The sequence below is a fragment of the Rossellomorea sp. DUT-2 genome (assembly GCF_052665285.1).
This window is the reverse complement of record NZ_JBQPEO010000001.1, coordinates 659,727-677,529: the sequence shown is the minus strand read 5'-3', so window position 1 is coordinate 677,529 and position 17,803 is coordinate 659,727. Positions and strand designations below refer to the sequence as shown.

Below are 17,803 nucleotides of genomic sequence, written 5' to 3'. Positions count from 1 at the left end.
TGAAAATTTTTTGTTGAATTTAGAAGTTATCATCAGAACACGATTATTTTCATGCTTTTCATAACTATAGGCGATCAGCTTTAGAGAAAAACACTATTACTATTTTCTACCAACTAATAGCTTATCATACATAATAAAGAGAAGCACACCGAAAATGGCTGCTTCTCTTATATTTGGTTAGTCTTCTAAAAGACTTAATTCACCTTTATCATCGGTTTCAGCTCGACCTGTATCCAATCCGTAATGTTCACGGATTTTCAGCATGATTTCGCTGCGGATTTCCGGGTTTTCTTTGAGGAAAATTTTCGCGTTCTCACGACCCTGACCTAAGCGTTCTTCGTTATAAGAATACCAGGCACCGCTCTTCTGGACAATATCGAGCTCAGATCCAAGATCGACGATTTCACCTTCTTTAGAAATCCCCTCACCGTACATGATATCTACTTCAGCTACACGGAAAGGTGGAGCCACCTTATTTTTCACTACTTTAATCTTCGTTTTGTTCCCTACCATTTCATTCCCCTGCTTAAGGGTCTCAGCACGACGGACTTCTAAACGAACAGAAGAATAGAACTTCAGTGCGCGTCCACCGGGAGTCGTCTCAGGATTTCCAAACATGACTCCAACTTTTTCACGAATTTGGTTAATGAAAATCGCGATGGTTTTCGATTTATTGATGGCACCTGAAAGCTTCCGAAGAGCCTGTGACATTAAACGGGCTTGAAGACCTACGTGAGCATCTCCCATCTCCCCTTCGATTTCTGCTTTCGGTACAAGGGCTGCAACAGAGTCGATAACGATAGCGTCCACTGCTCCACTACGTACAAGCGCTTCAGCAATTTCCAATGCCTGCTCACCTGTATCAGGTTGAGAAAGCAATAATTCATCTATGTTTACTCCAAGCTTTTGAGCATACTCAGGATCAAGTGCATGCTCTGCATCAATGAATGCAGCTTGACCTCCTTGAGCCTGAACCTCTGCAATCGCATGAAGTGCTACTGTTGTTTTACCGGATGATTCGGGACCATATACCTCAATGATTCTTCCACGTGGATATCCGCCTATTCCAAGAGCAGCGTCCAGTGCAAGTGAACCACTTGGACATGTTACTACGTTTCTATCCGTTTTCTCCCCAAGCTTCATGATTGAACCTTTACCAAACTGCTTTTCTATTTGTTTTAACGCCATATCTAAGGCTGCTTTACGATCGCTCACAAATCTTCCTCCTTTGAATATAGAACTTGAAATTGACAACTTATAAGCTTGTCTCAAATCCAACCTATCTATACTATAAACGTTTTTATAATAGAAAACAAGAAAAAAATCGAACATTCATTCGGTTTTTTACTCTGGGTGTTTTGGATTGAATTTAGAGCGGTTTAGCACAAAAAAACTGCCTTCCATATCAGAAGACAGCCTCAGTACAATTACTTACTCAATTCTTTCATCAAATAATACCAACCATACTTCGCCGTTCTCATCCGGTTAGCATTTCGTCCGCCGCCAAGATTCAAATGAAACGTTTTAGTTGGCTGATCTTTCATGGACAACCCGATCCAAACGGTTCCTGCAGGTTGCCCTCCGTGTGAACCGGGACCTGCCACACCTGTAAAGCTGATCCCAATATCGGCTGATAAAAGCTCTCTTACATTTTCAGCAAGCTCCTGGGCACACTTTTCGCTTACTGAGGTATGCTGTTCAAGCGTACTCTCTTTCACGGAGAGTATCTTCTTCTTGACCTCATCCTGGTAGCAGATCACCCCACCATTCAGGATGGAGGATGCTCCTGGTAAAGATGCTAATTGAGCTTGAAAGAGCCCCCCGGTTAAACTCTCTGCACAGGATAGTGTGAAACCCTTCTCTTTTAATAATTTGAATCCCACCTCGACGAGGGAATCCTGATCGTAGCCGTAGAAGTATTCTCCTACAATATTCATAATCTCAACTTCCAGCTCATCCAATAGGGTAATGGCAACACCTTTCGAATCGTGTTTGGCCGTCAGCCTCAGTGTAACTTCTCCGTCACCAGCCAGTGGGGCAATGGTTGGATTGGTTTGTTGTTCAATCAGATCTTCCAATTCTGTTTCCAACTGAGCTTCCCCAATGCCGAAGAAGCGCAGGACCCGGGAATGGATGATTTCTTTCTTCTTTAATAATTTTTGGATGGCCTGTTTGCCGTAAGTACTGAACATCGGTTTCATTTCAGATGGAGGTCCGGGTAAAAGCATGTATGCTTTAGCATCTTTTTTCAATAGCATGCCGGGAGCCATACCATGTTCGTTTTTCAACACCTGAGAGCCCGCTAAAATGAGAGCCTGTTTTTCATTATTGGGGGTCATCTCCCGATTGACTTTTATAAAATAGCTTTTTATTGATTTCAATGCATCTTCGTCCAAGGTCAAAGTTCTACCTAATGACTTGGCAATGGTTTCTTTCGTCAAATCATCCTTCGTCGGTCCAAGTCCACCAGTGAAAATCAACAAGTCTGCTCTCTTTTGAGCTACTGAAATCGCATGCTGCAATCGTTCAGGGTTGTCTCCAACACTCGTGTGGTAGTAGACATTCACCCCCATTTCAGCCAGTTGCTCTGAAATGAATTGAGCATTGGAATTGACGATTTGACCTAATAGTAGTTCTGATCCCACCGCTATGATCTCTGCATTCATCCTTATTCCCCCTGTCATTGATGTAAAGAAGGGGATGATTCCAGTAGAATCAATCCCCTTGTTATAACGTTTTATTTCGAATTTACAAATGCTTTTTTGTTATGTTTGAAATAGTCCCACCCAGACCAAATCGTAAAGAACATAGCCACCCAAAGAGCAATGGTCGCAAATGGCAGATTGATCAGTTCGAAAATGGCATTATGCAGAAGCAGCGCTGAAATAGCGATGATTTGTGCCCATGTTTTGATCTTTCCAAGTTGACCCGCAGCAACCACTTCCCCTTCACCGGCTAACACAAGGCGAAGGCCTGTTACCGCAAACTCACGGCTGATGATGATAATGACAATCCATGACGGGGCAAGACCAAGCTCAACCAGAACAATTAATGCAGCAGATACAAGCAATTTATCCGCTAATGGATCTAAGAATTTCCCAAGGTTCGTCACGAGGTCAAGTTTTCGTGCATAATAACCGTCTACCCAATCGGTTGTTGCCGCAATGATGAATATCAAAGCCCCTACAAAGTGCTTGACCGGCATTTCTGCCCCAAGAAACATCATGTCACCCCAGTTTAAAGGTGCAAGCATAATGATTAAAAATAATGGAATTAAAAATATCCTTGAAACTGTAATCTTATTAGGTAAGTTCACCTTTCTACCTCCAATACTTAAAAAACACGTTCTAACTATAGTATGTAAGAAAAAGGAGTTATTAAAACTCCTTTCATCTCAATTATTGCGCTGATTGTGGTTCGTAATTGATGATAATATCCTGCCTTACGACATCCGTTGCAGAGATTTTATATTCAAGTTTTTTGCCGTTCACACTAATATCCGTGTTTGAAGCATCCCCTATGATGAGGTATGCCTGTTTTTCACCGGAAAAGTCAAAGTCCTTTTTATTATCCTGTTTTAGTAGACCTTCAAACAAAACCTGCTCGTCGGTGTTAAAGACTTTTACCCAGGTGTCTCCCTTAGCTGACAATTGCAACTTGAACTCTTCTGCATTTTTTAATTCATACGTCGTTTTATAGTCTGAAGAATTCACTGCTTCTAATGATTGTTCTGGTTTTTGTTCTTTATCTTCCTTAGCATTTTCATCTTCTGAAGATTTACTTTCTGTTTCATTCTTATCTTTGGTTTCTTCTTCAGGCTCTTCACTTTCAGCCGTTTGATTCTCATCTACATCAACTTGCTGCTGATTTTCTGAAGGTTGTGTCTCAGGGGCTTTATCCCCCACCTTCCCTTGCCAGAATACCCATACGGCAATCAAGGCACCAATAACAAACAGGGCTATAAGCAGTTTGGGCACGAAGTCAAATACCCTTGTAGAGCTTTCTGATACAGACTTTCTCGTCTGGACCCTGGAAAGGGAAACCGGTATCTCATCTTCATAGGTAGTTGGAATTTCTTCCTTATGCTCCTCAAAAATCACTTCAGGAGGAAGACCGACCGCTTCACAATACTGTTTAATAAATGCACGCACATAGAACTTCCCAGGCATCGCGTCATACGAGCCTTCTTCAATCCCAATCAAATAGCGTTTTTGAATTTTTGTTATTCTTTGTAAATCATCGAGGCCGTAACCTTTAGCTTCACGGGCTTCCTTTAAACGATTTCCTAATTCCGTCACCACTTAACACCTTCCAATATTAAAAATCAAAACCTCCAAAATCGGAATTTTGAAATAAATTATTTTGTTCTACTAATTCATATGTAATTTCTTCATCAGGATCGTTTCTAAGTTCAATGATATAATCAAAATCTTCAAGTGAATATTCAGAGTTTTGAACGAATACATCAGGATGTTCGATTACTTTCACAGCAGGCAATCTCATGATTTCCCTTACTAGTTGCCAGTGCTTTTCACTTGCACGGCGAGTTGAAACGATTCCGTCAATAATAAATAGATTTTCAGATGAATACTCGTCTTCAATCAGTTTGCTTCTTATTGTCTGCTTTAACAAAGTAGAAGAGACAAAGAGCCATTTCTTATTTGCACATACGCTTGATGCCACAATGGATTCGGTCTTCCCTACCCGGGGCATTCCTCTGATCCCAACAAGCTTATGTCCCTCTTGCTTAAATAGCTCAGCCATAAAGTCTACTAATAAACCCAGCTCATCACGAACAAACCGAAACGTTTTCTTGTCATCGGCATCACGCTGAATATAACGGCCGTGACGAACGGCAAGGCGATCCCGTAATTTCGGCTCTCGGAGCTTTGTTACATTAATGGTATCCATCGTTTGTAAGATGGACTCAAGCCTCGTAATCTGTTCATCATTGTTTGCAAGAAGAAGCATTCCCCTTCTGCCTTCATCTACTCCATTTATCGTCACTATATTTATAGAAAGCATTCCTAATAACGAGGAAATATCACCTAAGAGGCCTGGACGATTTTTTTGAATTTCATATTCTAAATACCATTCTTTGCGTTCCATTGGTTCCCTCCTGAAAAAACTGTGACATTCCAATTCGATAAAAGTCGACATAATTCGGAAAATTTATTTAAACATCTAGGTATTATAATAAATGATTTTCCGGTAATAGAAAAGCAAAACCTACATAAATATGTACAATTTCTCATTTTAGACCTCATAAGCTGTTTATAGTAAAGAAGTATAGACTTCTCAAGTGATTTTTTTGAAGCATATAAAAAAGAGAGGAAAAAATCCCTCTCCTTAACGAGTACCATTGTTATTAACAAGTTTAACCATCATGTTCGCAATGGCATGTTGTTCTTCAGGGGAAGCGACAGACCATAAATCCGCTAACACTTTTTCCTGATCGTTCTTAGCTTCGACTTGATTCGCTAAGTAGTCACCAATTTGGTAAGCTAAGTCAGAAACCGTTTCATTTTCCATTCCACCATGTTGAGCCTGGTTGAGACGATCACCTAAGAAGTTTTTCCAATCAGACCAGTTATCTAATACAGACATTTGTCATGACCTCCTTTATTGAAATACAACCTTAGTTTGTATCCCGGAGGAAAAATTATTCGCCATAATCTTTTGACCAAAAAACTTTTTCATGTATGCCACCCACCATTGATGGAAATGGTTTGACCTGTGATATAAGAGGCTTTGGCTGAAGTGAGAAATTGAATCGAGTCGGCAATTTCATCCGCCTGAGCGAGACGACCCATTGGAATCTCCTCCCTGATAGCTTCTAGTTCCCCTTCAGAGAACGAACTCATCATCGATGTATCAACTGCCCCTGGAGCGATTGCATTGATCCTTACCCCGCTTAGAGCAAGCTCCTTACTCAATGATTTCACAAATGCCAATTGCGCACCCTTAACAGTTGAGTAAACGACCTCACATGCTGCGCCAATTTGTCCCCAAATGGAGCTTACCATTACAATACTCCCCTTACGTTCTATCAGCTTAGGCAATAACTTTTGAATAAGAAGTAAAGGACTTTTCACATGAACGTTAATCATATAGTCCACCTCTTCTTCAGTTTGATCTTGAAACATTCCCCAGCTTGAATTCCCACTACTATATATAATGGCATCAAGTTGGAAGATACCGTTCACGAGACTCCCGATTTCTCTCGGGTGGGCAAGATTTGCCCGAATGGGGATGGCCTCCACCCCAAACTTTTCAATCTTATGTAGCAGCTCTGTTATAGCTTTTTCATTCGAATGATAATGTAAATATAAATTCCATCCCTCTTCTGCCAAGCTTAAAGCCGTACTGCTTCCGATTCCCCCTGAAGCCCCTGTTATTAAAGCATATTTCATCTGTTTCCACCTCAATGTCTCCATAAAGAGAGGAGCTACCCTCGGGCAGCTCCCTCCGATATTACGATTTCGGAACTACTTGACACACCGTAAAGCGCTCTTCACTAATAATGGTACTCGCAACGGTTTGAATATCATCATACTTTAATGATTCAAGTGTAGGTACGACCTCAAACAAATCCATTTCGTTAAAAGCATAGCGTGTGAATTGATTTGCAATAAACTCAGGAGAATTAATGGCACGTAAAAACGCACCAATTTTCTTTTTCTTCGTTCTTTCTAGTCCCTCTTCTGTAAAGAGAGATTCATGTTTGGCTTTAAGTAGCAGCGATTGTACCTTCTCAGCAAGGATATCCGGCTTTTCCGTGTCCCCGCCGACAGTTAGGAATCCAAAGCCATTTTCTTGTGTATAGTCATAGTGGAATGTTTCATCAATCAAGCCATCATTGTATAGTTCAGAATAATACGTCGAGCTTTTACCGAATAACATATCCAGGAAAACGTTCATAGAAAGCTCTTGTCTAAGCATTTCCTTGCCTTGCTGATGTGGTTCAGGCGCTTTAAGACCTACCAGGCACTTAGGGCTTTGCACATTCATCTTAAGGACCTGCTTCTTCTCAGCAACCGTTTCCGGTTCTTCATCAAATCTCCGCTTGATCTCAGGCATTTTTTCATAATCCTTCTTTTCCTGGTTCGAACGAATCTGATTCATGATTTGATCCGGGTCTACAGCCCCCACTACAAAGAGAAGCATATTGCTTGGGTGGTAGAATGTGTTATAGCACTGATACAACATATCTTTCGTGATTGGTGTGATGGACTCAATCGTTCCTGCAATATCAATCTTCACCGGGTGATTTTTGTACATATTCTGAATCACACCAAAGTATAATCGCCAGTCAGGGTTATCATCATACATGGTGATTTCCTGACCGATGATGCCTTTTTCTTTTTCCACTGTCTTTTCTGTAAAATACGGGTCTTGAACAAAGTCTATAAGCGTTTCCAAATTTCGTTCTACATTGGTGGTACTTGAGAATAGATAAGCCGTTCGTGTAAAGGATGTGAAAGCATTAGCCGACGCTCCCTGGCGGCTGAATTGCTGGAATACATCACCATCTTCCTTTTCAAACAATTTATGCTCCAAGAAGTGGGCGATTCCATCTGGAACCTTAACGAATCCTTCTTCGTCCAGAGGGACAAAATGATTGTCGATGCTTCCGTACTTCGTCGTAAACGTAGCATATGTCTTATTGAATCCTTTTTTCGGGAGAATATAGACATCCAGTCCATTAGACATTTTTTCATAATATAAGTTTTCCTGTAGTTGATCGAAGGAAATTTTCTTCATCCTTATCCCTCCATTCCTGTTAAAAAGTAGATGGTATCAAGTTCGACTTTATTTGCAGCTTTCACGATATCTTCTTTCGTCGTTTTCTCAATTTCATCTAACCAGTGTTTTAGATCAATTTCTTCATGGGCGACAGCATTATGATAAAGGACCTCAACCAACCCACGGGACGTATCAATGGTTTCAAGCAGTTGATTGCGGATGACCGCTTTCGTCTGTTCGATCTCACCATCTGTAAAGTCTCCATCCTTCATGGCTTGCAGCTGATCATTGATGATTCCGACTGCTTGATCATATTTCTCAAATTCTATGCCGGACATAACCATCAATAATCCTTTATGACTTTCCAGTCTACTTGCTGCATAATAAGCTAAGCTCGCTTTTTCTCTCACATTTATGAATAATTTAGAATGAGAAAATCCACCGAATATGCCATTGAATACCTGAAGGGCAAAGTAATCATCATCGCCATATTGTGTATGTGTCCGGTAGCCCATATTCAGCTTACCTTGCTTCACATCCTGCTTTTCTTTCACGACGTTTTCCCTTTCTTTTTGTTCCACTTTCGATGAATCGACTTCGAGAGGGGTACGTTCGTTTAATTGAAGGAGTTGATCACACAGATTTTCAACTTCCGCAACATCTACATCTCCGATGACATAAAGATCGAATTGATCTTCATTCATGACTTTTTGATAATATTCATATAAACTCTTGGCCGTTATGGACTCTACTTCTTCACTAATGCCATTGACATGAAGGGCAAAACGCTCTCCCTTACACATTTCTTCTACAAGCCGGGAATTAGCGTAGCGCATTTTATCGTCATATACTGCCTGTATTCTTACCTTCTGGTTTCGTTTTTCTTTCTCCACCGTTTTCTTATCGAATTCGTTATTTTCAATATGAGGATTTTGCAGGACGTCTGCTAAAAATTCTATTCCTTTTTGAAGTAACGGCTCTGAGTCCCTTAAAAACTTTTCGTTGGCGATTTCAACTGACATGCTGACCACGTGGTACTCACCTTTTTTACCTAAATCCGTAAAAAAGTTCGCACCATATAATTCATCCAGGTAGGATCGTAATTCCGTTGTACTCGGATAGGTCTTTGTACTGCTTTGCATCACATGAGGGAGTAATCCGCGTAAGGTCACTGATTCTTGATCTAGTGGAGCTTTCATTTTCAAGATCAGACTGTTGGTTTTATACTTATCCGTTTGAACGATATGTAGCGTGTACCCCTGTTTCTTCTTTACTACTTCATTTATGGCTGTCATCGTACCGTCCTCCTTAGTTCAACACTTCCGTCATTTTTGATATCAAAAAAGTTATAAACACCTTTATTGTGCGGTATTTATGTATAACTATACATGTAGTGATATGTTGATTTCAAGCATCTTCCTCTATTGGAAAAATACCCATAGAGTAAACTAGTATATGCATGGATAATATTCATTTATGATTCATTCTTTTGTTTTTATCAATAATCAAAAGAACCTCAAAAAAAAGGTACCTCGAATGTCGAGATACCTTTGATTGGTGCTTATGTTATGGATTAACGATTTCCTTTGATATACGGTGTACCAAGTGCTTTAGGTGCATCTGCACGGCCGATGAATCCGGTAAGTGCAAGGATGGTCAATACATATGGTGCGATTAGCAGATATACACTTGGAATATTCTCAAATAATGGGATACTCGATCCGATGATACTTAAGCTTTGAGCGAATCCAAAGAATAATGCTGCACCCATTGCGCCAAGGGGATGCCACTTACCGAAGATCAAAGCAGCTAAGGCCATGAATCCCTGTCCACTTATCGTTGCATGACTAAAGTCGGACGAAATCGACTGGGCATATACTCCTCCGCCTACTCCTGCAAAAGCCCCGGAAATGATAACCCCGATATAGCGCATTTTCGTTACGTTGATTCCCATTGTGTCAGCAGCCATTGGATGCTCACCTACGGAACGCAATCTCAGACCAAATGGAGTTTTAAACATAATGAACCAAACGATGACCGACACAAGAATGGCTACGAATGGTGGCCAGTAAGTGTTGGAGAAGAAAATATTTCCAATAACCGGAATTTTGTTAAGTAGCGGTACATCCACTTTTCCAAAGCCTTCAGAAATGATGTCTGTTTGACCTTTGCCATAAATACGTTTAACTAAGAAAAGAGTTAAACCGATGGCAAGCAGATTGATTGCCACTCCGGACACTACCTGATCGGCCCGGAATGTAATGGAAGCAACCGCATGGAGTACAGCAAGTAACGCCCCCATGACCATGGCAATAAGCAGGGCTACCCATGGTGTTGCCGCACCAAATGTGTCGGCAAACGCCAAGTTGAAAACGATACTTGAGAAAGCTCCAATGACCATTAGTCCTTCAAGTCCGATGTTAACCACACCAGAACGTTCAGAGAACGCTCCGCCCAAAGCAGTGAAAATAAGTGGTGATGCCCACAATAATGTTGATGGAATAAGGATTGTTAAGATATCGATGAAGCCCACTTATTTCACCCCCTTCTTACTAAATCGTTGAATCAGATAGCGAATCATATAACCAGATGCTACAAAGAAAATAATAAGGGCAATTATGATGTCTACTAGTTCATTTGGAATGCCTGCTTCAAGAGGCATATTCAATGCACCTACTTTTAGCCCTCCAAATAACAGCGCTGCGAACACAACACCAATGGCAACATTTCCTCCCAATAAAGCTACAGCGATCCCGTCGAATCCGACCCCTGTAAATCCACCTTTGATCGAAGCGTATCCAAATGTTCCCAATCCTTCCATAGCACCTGCAAGTCCGGCAAATGCTCCAGAGATGACCATAGAGAGAATGATGTTTCCATTTACGTTCATTCCTGCGTATTGAGAAGCATGTTGGTTAAAGCCTACGGAACGCAGTTCATATCCACGAGTCGTTTTCTCTAAAAGGAACCACATGATAAAGACACACAGAAGGGCAATGAAGATCCCCCAATGCAGTCTTGAGTAATCCGTTAACGCCTCAAAGAATGGGGACTTTAATGAAGCCGTCTCTGCGATATAATCCGTACGATCTTTGCGCTCCGTCAATACATCACGGATAATCGCATTCGTTACGTGAAGTGCAATATAGTTCATCATGATCGTAACAATTACTTCGTGTACACGGTATCTTGCTTTCAGTAATCCTGGAATGAAGCCCCAGAATGCGCCAGCTAATGCCGCTGCGATTACAGCTAGCGGTAAGTGAATGATCTTAGGTAACTCATCGAAAGCGACCCCTACCCACACTGCTGCAAGCCAACCTACAATCAGTTGTCCTTCGACCCCGATATTGAATAATCCGGTTCTGAATGCAAAGGCAACAGCCAATCCAGCAAGAATGTATGGAGTCACTTGACGCACCGTTTCCCCTACATAGTAGATCTCTCCGAAAATACCTTGCCATAGTGCAGAATATCCTGCAATTGGATCATACCCACTCACAAGCATAATAATGGTTCCGACAATAATTCCTAAAAGGACCGAAATAACCGGGATTAATATATTTGTTAATCGATTAGACATGTGTGTTCTCCCCCGCTTCCTTCCTCTTCGAACCAGCCATCAGTAGTCCAAGTTCTTGTTCGGTTGTTTCTTTTGGATTCACAATTGCTACAATTTGCCCTTCATAAATGACGGCGATACGGTCACTTACATTCATGATTTCATCCAATTCAAATGAAAGTAATAGTACGGCTTTCCCGTTATCCCGCTGCTCGATCAGACGCTTGTGAATGAACTCGATCGCTCCTACATCCAGCCCCCGGGTAGGCTGGGCAGCAATCAACAGATCCGGATCACGATCGATTTCCCGACCGATGATCGCTTTTTGCTGATTACCACCGGATAATGCCCTTGCAAGGGTATATTCAGAAGGTGTCCTTACATCAAACTCTGAAATTAGCTTTCTCGCTTGATTGTAAATATTCTTATAGCTTAATACCCCTTTATTTGAGTAAGGCTTTTGGTAATAGGTTTGTAGAACCATATTTTCACCGATTGGAAAATCCAGGACTAAACCATGCTTGTGGCGATCCTGAGGAATATGACCTACACCTGTTTCATAAATCTTGCGCGGTTTCATATTGACTATTTCTTTTCCATTCAGCTTGATCGAGCCACTATTAACTTTGTATAACCCTGTAATCGCTTCAATCAGTTCACTTTGACCGTTCCCGTCAACTCCCGCAATACCAAGGATTTCCCCGGCTTTCACTTCCAGGTTTAACCCCTTTACAACGGAAACGTTGCGGTGATCTTTTACGTTCAAATCTCGAATTTCGAGTACATTGTCAGTAGGAGTGGCTTCCTTCTTCTCCGTTTTAAAGGTCACTTCACGTCCTACCATCAGACTGGCAAGATGATTCGGATCGGTTTCCGATACTTGCACCGTCCCGATCCCTTTTCCTTTTCTGATAACGGTTACATTATCACACACTTCCATAATCTCTTTCAGCTTATGAGTGATAAGAATGATAGACTTGCCTTCTTGAATTAGAGTTTTCATGATTTGAATAAGCTCTTTGATTTCTTGTGGAGTCAGTACCGCTGTAGGCTCATCGAAGATCAGAATCTCTGCACCACGATAAAGTGTTTTCAAAATCTCAACACGCTGCTGCATTCCTACTGAAATTTCAGAAATTTTAGCGGAAGGATCCACTTTCAAACCGTATCTTTCTGAGATTTCCAGAATATCCTTCTCTGCCTTTTTAATATCCACTGTTGCACCGGACTTCGGCTCTCTTCCAAGAATAATATTCTCTGTTACTGTAAAGGTATCAACAAGCATAAAGTGCTGGTGAACCATTCCGATCCCTAAGTCATTGGCAATATTGGGATTGGTGATGTTTACTTTCTGCCCCTTAACACGAATTTCTCCTTGTTCAGGCTGATAAAGTCCAAATAAAACATTCATCAGTGTAGACTTACCTGCTCCATTTTCACCTAGAAGCGCATGAATTTCACCTTTTTTGAGCTGGAGGGTAATATTATCGTTTGCTACGATGCCTGGAAATTCTTTACGAATATTCAGCATCTCAATTACATAATCCATTGCTAATCACTCCTTGCATAGGCTAGGGATATTTATCTAGTAGTTAGAGGTCAGACCTTAATACTCTAGAAAAAAAAGGGTTGCCCCGATTAAAACTCTAAATGAAAGATAGAAAGAAGTTTCTATACTTCAATTAAAATTTTAATTATTATGAATACTCCTTCTAAAAAAGGGTTAAGAGGCCGGCTATCCTTGGCCCCCTTATCCCTGTTCAATTAGTTAGCTGAGAATGAGTTTGCTGCATCTAAAGATTCAGGTACAGTAATTTCCCCACTCATGATCTTTTCTTTCCATTCATCAACTTTAGTCATAACCTCGTCTTTGTTAGAAAGCTCTTCGTTAAGTTCAGCTAATCCAACACCCTCTTCGTTAAGACCGTAAGAGATAACTTCTCCACCCGGGAAGTTCCCTTCTTTTGCTTTATTAGAAAGATCCAGAACCGCATTATCTACACGCTTTAAAGAAGAAGTTAAGATGATGTTATGATCCCCAACTTTACCCTCTGCTGATTGATCGGAGTCAACTCCGATTGCCCATAGCTCACGGGAAGGGTCTTTTTCTTTTAAGTCACGTGCTTCTTTGAACAATCCATTACCCGTACCACCAGCTGCATGGAAGATAACGTCTACATCTTGTGAGTACATCTTAGACGCGATTGTTTGACCAAGTTCAGCTTTATCGAATGCTCCTGCATAGTCTGCAACGATCTCCGCTTCGGGATTGACTGATTTAACACCAGCAATGAAGCCAGAGTGGAAACGCTCGATTACTGGAATTTCCATTCCACCAAGGAAGCCGATTTTGTTCGTTTTCGTTGCTAGTCCAGCAGCAACTCCGGCAAGGAATGAACCTTCTTGCTCTTTAAATGTGATACTTGCAACGTTTGGCTGATCTACAACAGCATCAACGATTGCAAAGTGAGAATCTTTTTGTTGTTGTGCAATATCATTGATTGCACCTTCCATAAGGAAGCCGATACCATATACTAAGTCAAAGTCTTGACGAGCCAATGTGTTTAAGTTAGTAGCATAGTCAGCATCAGATTGTGATTGTAAGTAGTCATAACCTTTCTTACCTTTTTCTAAGTCGTGCTCTTCACCGAAAGCTTTTAAACCTTCCCAAGCAGATTGGTTGAAAGATTTGTCATCTACTCCACCAACATCCGTAACCATTGCTACTGTAAATTGATCTTCTTTTTTGTTACCTTCACCACTAGATGCACCTTCTTTGTCCTCGCTTGTTCCACAAGCACCTAATAATGTACCTGCAGCTAGAACAAATGACAACGCTAAACTCATTTTACGTTTTTTCACCTAGAGTACCCCCTAATATTGTAATAAATTAGTAGAAAGATGGATTGTTGTTATACACGCTTTCTTAATACGTGGAAGCTAAATTTGTCTGACCGAAAATAGTTTACTGAGTACAGAATCGGCTCATCGTTTTCATCAAAATGCATTTGCTTTAATACGAGTAGTGCCGTTTCTGGTTCACAATTTAGAATAGGGGAGATTTTATCGTGATAGCCCATAGGTTCTATTTGTGCAACAGCATGAGTGATTCTCTTATTCTCGCGTTTTTCCAAAACGGTGAAAATCGAATTATCTTCATGGGTGAAATTCCTCGGCATAATCTTTTCAGGAATTTTGTCTACACAATACACAACCGGTTCCCCGTTTGCAGTACGAACCCGTTCAATCAGGATCACGTCGTCCTCTTCATTGCAAGTAAACCTCTTCACATCATCCTCAGTAGCTTCTTGAGTTGTTGAGCTTAAGAAAATGGTCCCTGGCTCCATACCAGCCTGCTTAATCATGTTCGTTACACTGTTTAGCTGCTCAATACCAGAAGTAAAGAGCGGTTTAGCGTTTACAAATGTACCTACACCATGACGTCGTACGATGACACTTTCTTCCTCAAGAATTCTGAGAGCTTCCCGGAGAGTAGCCCTACTCACACCCAGTTGTTTGGAGAGATCAAATTCAGACGGGAGTTTTTCTTTTTCTTTGTATATCCCCGCTTCGATATCTTTCTTCAAACGGTCTATCACTTGTAAGTATAAATGTCGATTGTCTGTCTTTATTGTCACTGGAACCACCACCAAATTTTCTCAAGACATCAGACCTCTGATGTATATCTTTCCTACTAATCGAAAATACTATAACACTTTTCTTTTCATAAATAAATAGCATTGTGTGATTTTGTCGAAAAAAATGACTAGAATGACAATTTAGAATCCTTATTTGTAAAAAAATAGAAAAAATATAAAGATGAATAGGGTTTCATGGAGTTATTTTACAAATAATTTACAGTAAGGTTGTTATAGATTATCAATCTTTACAAAATTAAAACAACGACATTACAATTGTAAACGCTTTTAATAGTATAACACATTAGTGGATAAACTAGAATGACATCATTTAAAACGGATACATTTTGAGATTTAATCCTTGGATTTTACATAAAAAAAGTGTGTTACCCCGTTCACTTTGAATAGGGTAACACACTTTTTGTTAAGAGCTTTGCTCTTCTGAAGGTTTACCGATCAAGACGCTTCGCGGCTTACTTCCTTCATAAGGTCCAACGACTCCTCTTACTTCCATCTCATCAATCAATCGTGCTGCTCTTGTATAACCAATTCTAAATCTTCTTTGAAGCATGGACACGGAAGCGGTTTGCATTTCAGCAATTAACTGAACTGCATCGTTATAAAGTTCGTCTTCAGCTTCGCCCGTTTTCTCATCTTCTTGTATCTCGTCCGGAATCATTTCTTCCTGATACTGTGCCTTTTGTTGAGAAATGACAAAGTCTACGATTTCTTCAACTTCTTCATCAGATAAAAAGGCGCCTTGTACCCTTGTAGGCTTTGAAGCCCCTACAGGCATAAAGAGCATGTCTCCTCTACCCAATAGTTTTTCTGCGCCCCCTGAGTCCAGGATGGTTCTGGAATCGATTTGAGATGATACGGCAAACGCAATCCTGGATGGTATATTAGCTTTGATGACCCCTGTAATAACATCAACAGAAGGACGCTGGGTCGCAATAATTAAATGGATCCCTGCGGCACGTGCCATCTGTGCGAGTCTGGTGATAGCGTCTTCTACATCGTTTGAAGCAACCATCATTAAATCAGCCAGCTCATCCACTATGACCACAATATACGGAAGCAGCGGCTGCTTTTCTTCATTTTCAAGATTCTGTCTCTTAACGTAGTCGTTGTAGCCTTCAATATTCCTTGTCCCTGTGTGAGAGAACAATTCATATCTCCGCTCCATTTCACTTACAACCTTTTTTAATGCCTGTGAAGCTTTCTTCGCATCAGTTACAACGGGAGCCAATAGGTGCGGTACCCCGTTATATACATTCAATTCAACCATTTTCGGATCTATCATCATGAGTTTAACTTCATGTGGTTTAGCTCTCATTAGGATACTCGTTATGATACCATTAATACAGACACTCTTTCCGCTTCCTGTGGCCCCGGCTACAAGTAAGTGAGGCATTTTATTCAATTCTGCAAGTACGGCTTCTCCCGTAATATCCCGTCCTAAACCAATTTGGAGCTTGGCATCCGGTTTATTATGTTCCTTAGCTTCAAGCACCTCTCTTAAAGACACCATGGCCACCTCTGAGTTAGGAACTTCTATACCGATAGCCGATTTCCCTGGAATAGGAGCTTCAATTCGAATATCTTTAGCCGCAAGAGCCAACGCTAAATCATCACTAAGGTTTACGATGCGGCTTACTTTCACACCTACATCCGGGTGTACTTCATACTTGGTGACGGCTGGACCTAAGTGAACTTGTGTAACTTTCGCTTTCACACCGAAACTTTGGAAGGTTCTTTCAAGTTTGGCTGCGTTGGCATGGATCAGTTGATATTCATTACTCTGATCTGTTTTTCTAGGACTCTTTAATAACGAAATAGAAGGTAGTTTATAATCCTTATTTTCTACCTCAGTAAACGTAATCGGTGGTGCAGAATCCGCTTCTCCTTCTGAACCGGACTTATCTTTAGCTGCAGCCTCATCATTTTCATCATTCATTCCCGCTCCTGCAGCGGATGGTTGTTCTTTAGTCTGTGCCCCTCCGTATGCACGTTCCGCGAAGTTGGAGATAATCGGTTCTCTCGTTTCCTCTTCCTGAGGCTGCTGTGTTTCAACCGCTTTCTCCTGTTTCACAGGAACTTCTTTCTTTTTCTTTTCTTTCACTTCTTTTTTCTTTGACTGATCTTCTTTCCAATCACTCATATCTTGTTTGAATGCAGACCATTGTCCGCTTAAGAATGCACCAAAGCGCTTACCCGCTCTTCCCAGCACATCCCCGATGGATTTACCTGTCACGAGTATGATTCCGATCAATATGAATGTGGCACTTACAATTCTTGCTCCTTGAGAGTCAAATAAAAAATAAGAAACGGCAAATAGAACGCTCCCTATCATTCCTCCGCCAAGATCTGATGTACTCGTCTCACCACTTACATCCATCCAATACAAATCCCACGTATTCATGATGACACTTGGATTATCGAAAGATCCATCATTTGAGAGCAAATCAAATAATTTCACATGACTCAATAGCAAGAAGCTCGCGATGATGATGTAAACCCCGATAAGTCTGCGACTAAATAACATAGGAATCTCTCGTTTAACCATGAGGTATCCTGCCACATACAGCATCCACAGGAGGGCAACCATATACCATTCACCCAGAAAGAATCGATAGAAGTACACCACTGCTTTCCCTACAGCTCCAAGCTCAATGATTGAAATCAAACTGAGGGAAGCGAGGATCATTCCTGTAATTTCATATTTAATGGTTTGTTTTAAGGTTGAACCCGTTGCAGATCGTTTTTTTCTTCTTTTTCGTTTTGCCAATCCAATTCACCTAAATTCTATTGAAGTCTTTCTTCATATGTACATAAAGATGAAGAAAGGGCTGATCCT

15 protein-coding genes are annotated in these 17,803 nt (G+C 40.9%); all 15 read right to left on the bottom strand.

What is annotated here, in order from left to right; genetic code table 11:
- Window positions 1-177 precede the first annotated feature (177 nt).
- The 15 genes from recA to ACOSV2_RS03380 all read right to left on the bottom strand — a co-directional run bounded on the left by recA (window position 178) and on the right by ACOSV2_RS03380 (window position 17,734).
- Entirely contained in the window at window positions 178-1,215 is a 1,038-nt protein-coding gene (recA, locus tag ACOSV2_RS03450; RefSeq protein ID WP_113968156.1) for a recombinase RecA, read from the bottom strand.
- 212 nt (window positions 1,216-1,427) lie between these two features.
- Complete coding sequence (locus ACOSV2_RS03445; protein WP_428973915.1) at window positions 1,428-2,666, bottom strand: competence/damage-inducible protein A; 1,239 nt, start codon at window positions 2,664-2,666, stop codon at window positions 1,428-1,430.
- A gap of 71 nt (window positions 2,667-2,737) precedes the next feature.
- A complete protein-coding gene (pgsA, locus tag ACOSV2_RS03440) occupies window positions 2,738-3,316 on the bottom strand; it encodes a CDP-diacylglycerol--glycerol-3-phosphate 3-phosphatidyltransferase (RefSeq protein ID WP_148969300.1) in 579 nt (192 codons plus the stop codon).
- A gap of 82 nt (window positions 3,317-3,398) precedes the next feature.
- Complete coding sequence (locus ACOSV2_RS03435) at window positions 3,399-4,298, bottom strand: helix-turn-helix domain-containing protein (protein WP_428973914.1); 900 nt, start codon at window positions 4,296-4,298, stop codon at window positions 3,399-3,401.
- Window positions 4,299-4,317: 19 nt separating this feature from the next.
- Window positions 4,318-5,109 carry a DUF3388 domain-containing protein gene (locus ACOSV2_RS03430; protein WP_113968160.1) on the bottom strand — a complete coding sequence of 264 codons (792 nt, stop codon included), beginning with the start codon at window positions 5,107-5,109 and terminating at the stop codon, window positions 4,318-4,320.
- A gap of 240 nt (window positions 5,110-5,349) precedes the next feature.
- The gene (locus tag ACOSV2_RS03425; RefSeq protein ID WP_428973913.1) at window positions 5,350-5,607 is read right to left on the bottom strand and encodes a DUF3243 domain-containing protein; all 258 of its coding nucleotides are present in this window, start codon (window positions 5,605-5,607) and stop codon (window positions 5,350-5,352) included.
- Window positions 5,608-5,696: 89 nt separating this feature from the next.
- Complete coding sequence (gene ymfI / locus ACOSV2_RS03420) at window positions 5,697-6,413, bottom strand: elongation factor P 5-aminopentanone reductase (RefSeq protein ID WP_428973912.1); 717 nt, start codon at window positions 6,411-6,413, stop codon at window positions 5,697-5,699.
- A 61-nt stretch (window positions 6,414-6,474) separates the two neighbouring features.
- Window positions 6,475-7,764, bottom strand: coding sequence for an EF-P 5-aminopentanol modification-associated protein YfmH (yfmH, locus tag ACOSV2_RS03415; protein ID WP_428973911.1), 1,290 nt, complete (start codon window positions 7,762-7,764; stop codon window positions 6,475-6,477).
- A gap of 2 nt (window positions 7,765-7,766) precedes the next feature.
- Window positions 7,767-9,041 carry an EF-P 5-aminopentanol modification-associated protein YfmF gene (gene yfmF / locus ACOSV2_RS03410; protein ID WP_428973910.1) on the bottom strand — a complete coding sequence of 425 codons (1,275 nt, stop codon included), beginning with the start codon at window positions 9,039-9,041 and terminating at the stop codon, window positions 7,767-7,769.
- A gap of 278 nt (window positions 9,042-9,319) precedes the next feature.
- On the bottom strand, window positions 9,320-10,279 hold the full coding sequence (locus ACOSV2_RS03405; RefSeq protein WP_428973909.1) for an ABC transporter permease: 960 nt from the start codon (window positions 10,277-10,279) through the stop codon (window positions 9,320-9,322).
- Window positions 10,280-11,329, bottom strand: coding sequence for an ABC transporter permease (locus tag ACOSV2_RS03400; protein WP_113968166.1), 1,050 nt, complete (start codon window positions 11,327-11,329; stop codon window positions 10,280-10,282).
- Complete coding sequence (locus ACOSV2_RS03395; RefSeq protein ID WP_428973908.1) at window positions 11,322-12,857, bottom strand: ABC transporter ATP-binding protein; 1,536 nt, start codon at window positions 12,855-12,857, stop codon at window positions 11,322-11,324. Before ACOSV2_RS03395 ends, ACOSV2_RS03400 begins: the two co-directional genes overlap by 8 nt.
- Window positions 12,858-13,072: 215 nt before the next feature.
- A complete protein-coding gene (locus ACOSV2_RS03390) occupies window positions 13,073-14,170 on the bottom strand; it encodes a BMP family lipoprotein (protein WP_428973907.1) in 1,098 nt (365 codons plus the stop codon).
- 50 nt (window positions 14,171-14,220) lie between these two features.
- Entirely contained in the window at window positions 14,221-14,946 is a 726-nt protein-coding gene (locus ACOSV2_RS03385) for a GntR family transcriptional regulator (protein ID WP_148993639.1), read from the bottom strand.
- A gap of 424 nt (window positions 14,947-15,370) precedes the next feature.
- Window positions 15,371-17,734 (bottom strand): DNA translocase FtsK, encoded by a 2,364-nt coding sequence (locus tag ACOSV2_RS03380; RefSeq protein WP_428973906.1) that lies wholly within the window; start codon window positions 17,732-17,734, stop codon window positions 15,371-15,373.
- Window positions 17,735-17,803: the final 69 nt, after the last annotated feature.

Excerpts from the sequence above, each read along its gene's own strand:
- ACOSV2_RS03445 (WP_428973915.1), bottom strand. The coding sequence starts at position 2,666 with ATGAATGCAGAGATCATAGCGGTGGGATCAGAACTACTATTAGGTCAA.
- ACOSV2_RS03430 (WP_113968160.1), bottom strand. The coding sequence starts at position 5,109 with ATGGAACGCAAAGAATGGTATTTAGAATATGAAATTCAAAAAAATCGT.
- ACOSV2_RS03425 (WP_428973913.1), bottom strand. The coding sequence starts at position 5,607 with ATGTCTGTATTAGATAACTGGTCTGATTGGAAAAACTTCTTAGGTGAT.
- ymfI (WP_428973912.1), bottom strand. The coding sequence starts at position 6,413 with ATGAAATATGCTTTAATAACAGGGGCTTCAGGGGGAATCGGAAGCAGT.
- yfmH (WP_428973911.1), bottom strand. The coding sequence starts at position 7,764 with ATGAAGAAAATTTCCTTCGATCAACTACAGGAAAACTTATATTATGAA.
- yfmF (WP_428973910.1), bottom strand. The coding sequence starts at position 9,041 with ATGACAGCCATAAATGAAGTAGTAAAGAAGAAACAGGGGTACACGCTA.
- ACOSV2_RS03400 (WP_113968166.1), bottom strand. The coding sequence starts at position 11,329 with ATGTCTAATCGATTAACAAATATATTAATCCCGGTTATTTCGGTCCTT.
- ACOSV2_RS03395 (WP_428973908.1), bottom strand. The coding sequence starts at position 12,857 with ATGGATTATGTAATTGAGATGCTGAATATTCGTAAAGAATTTCCAGGC.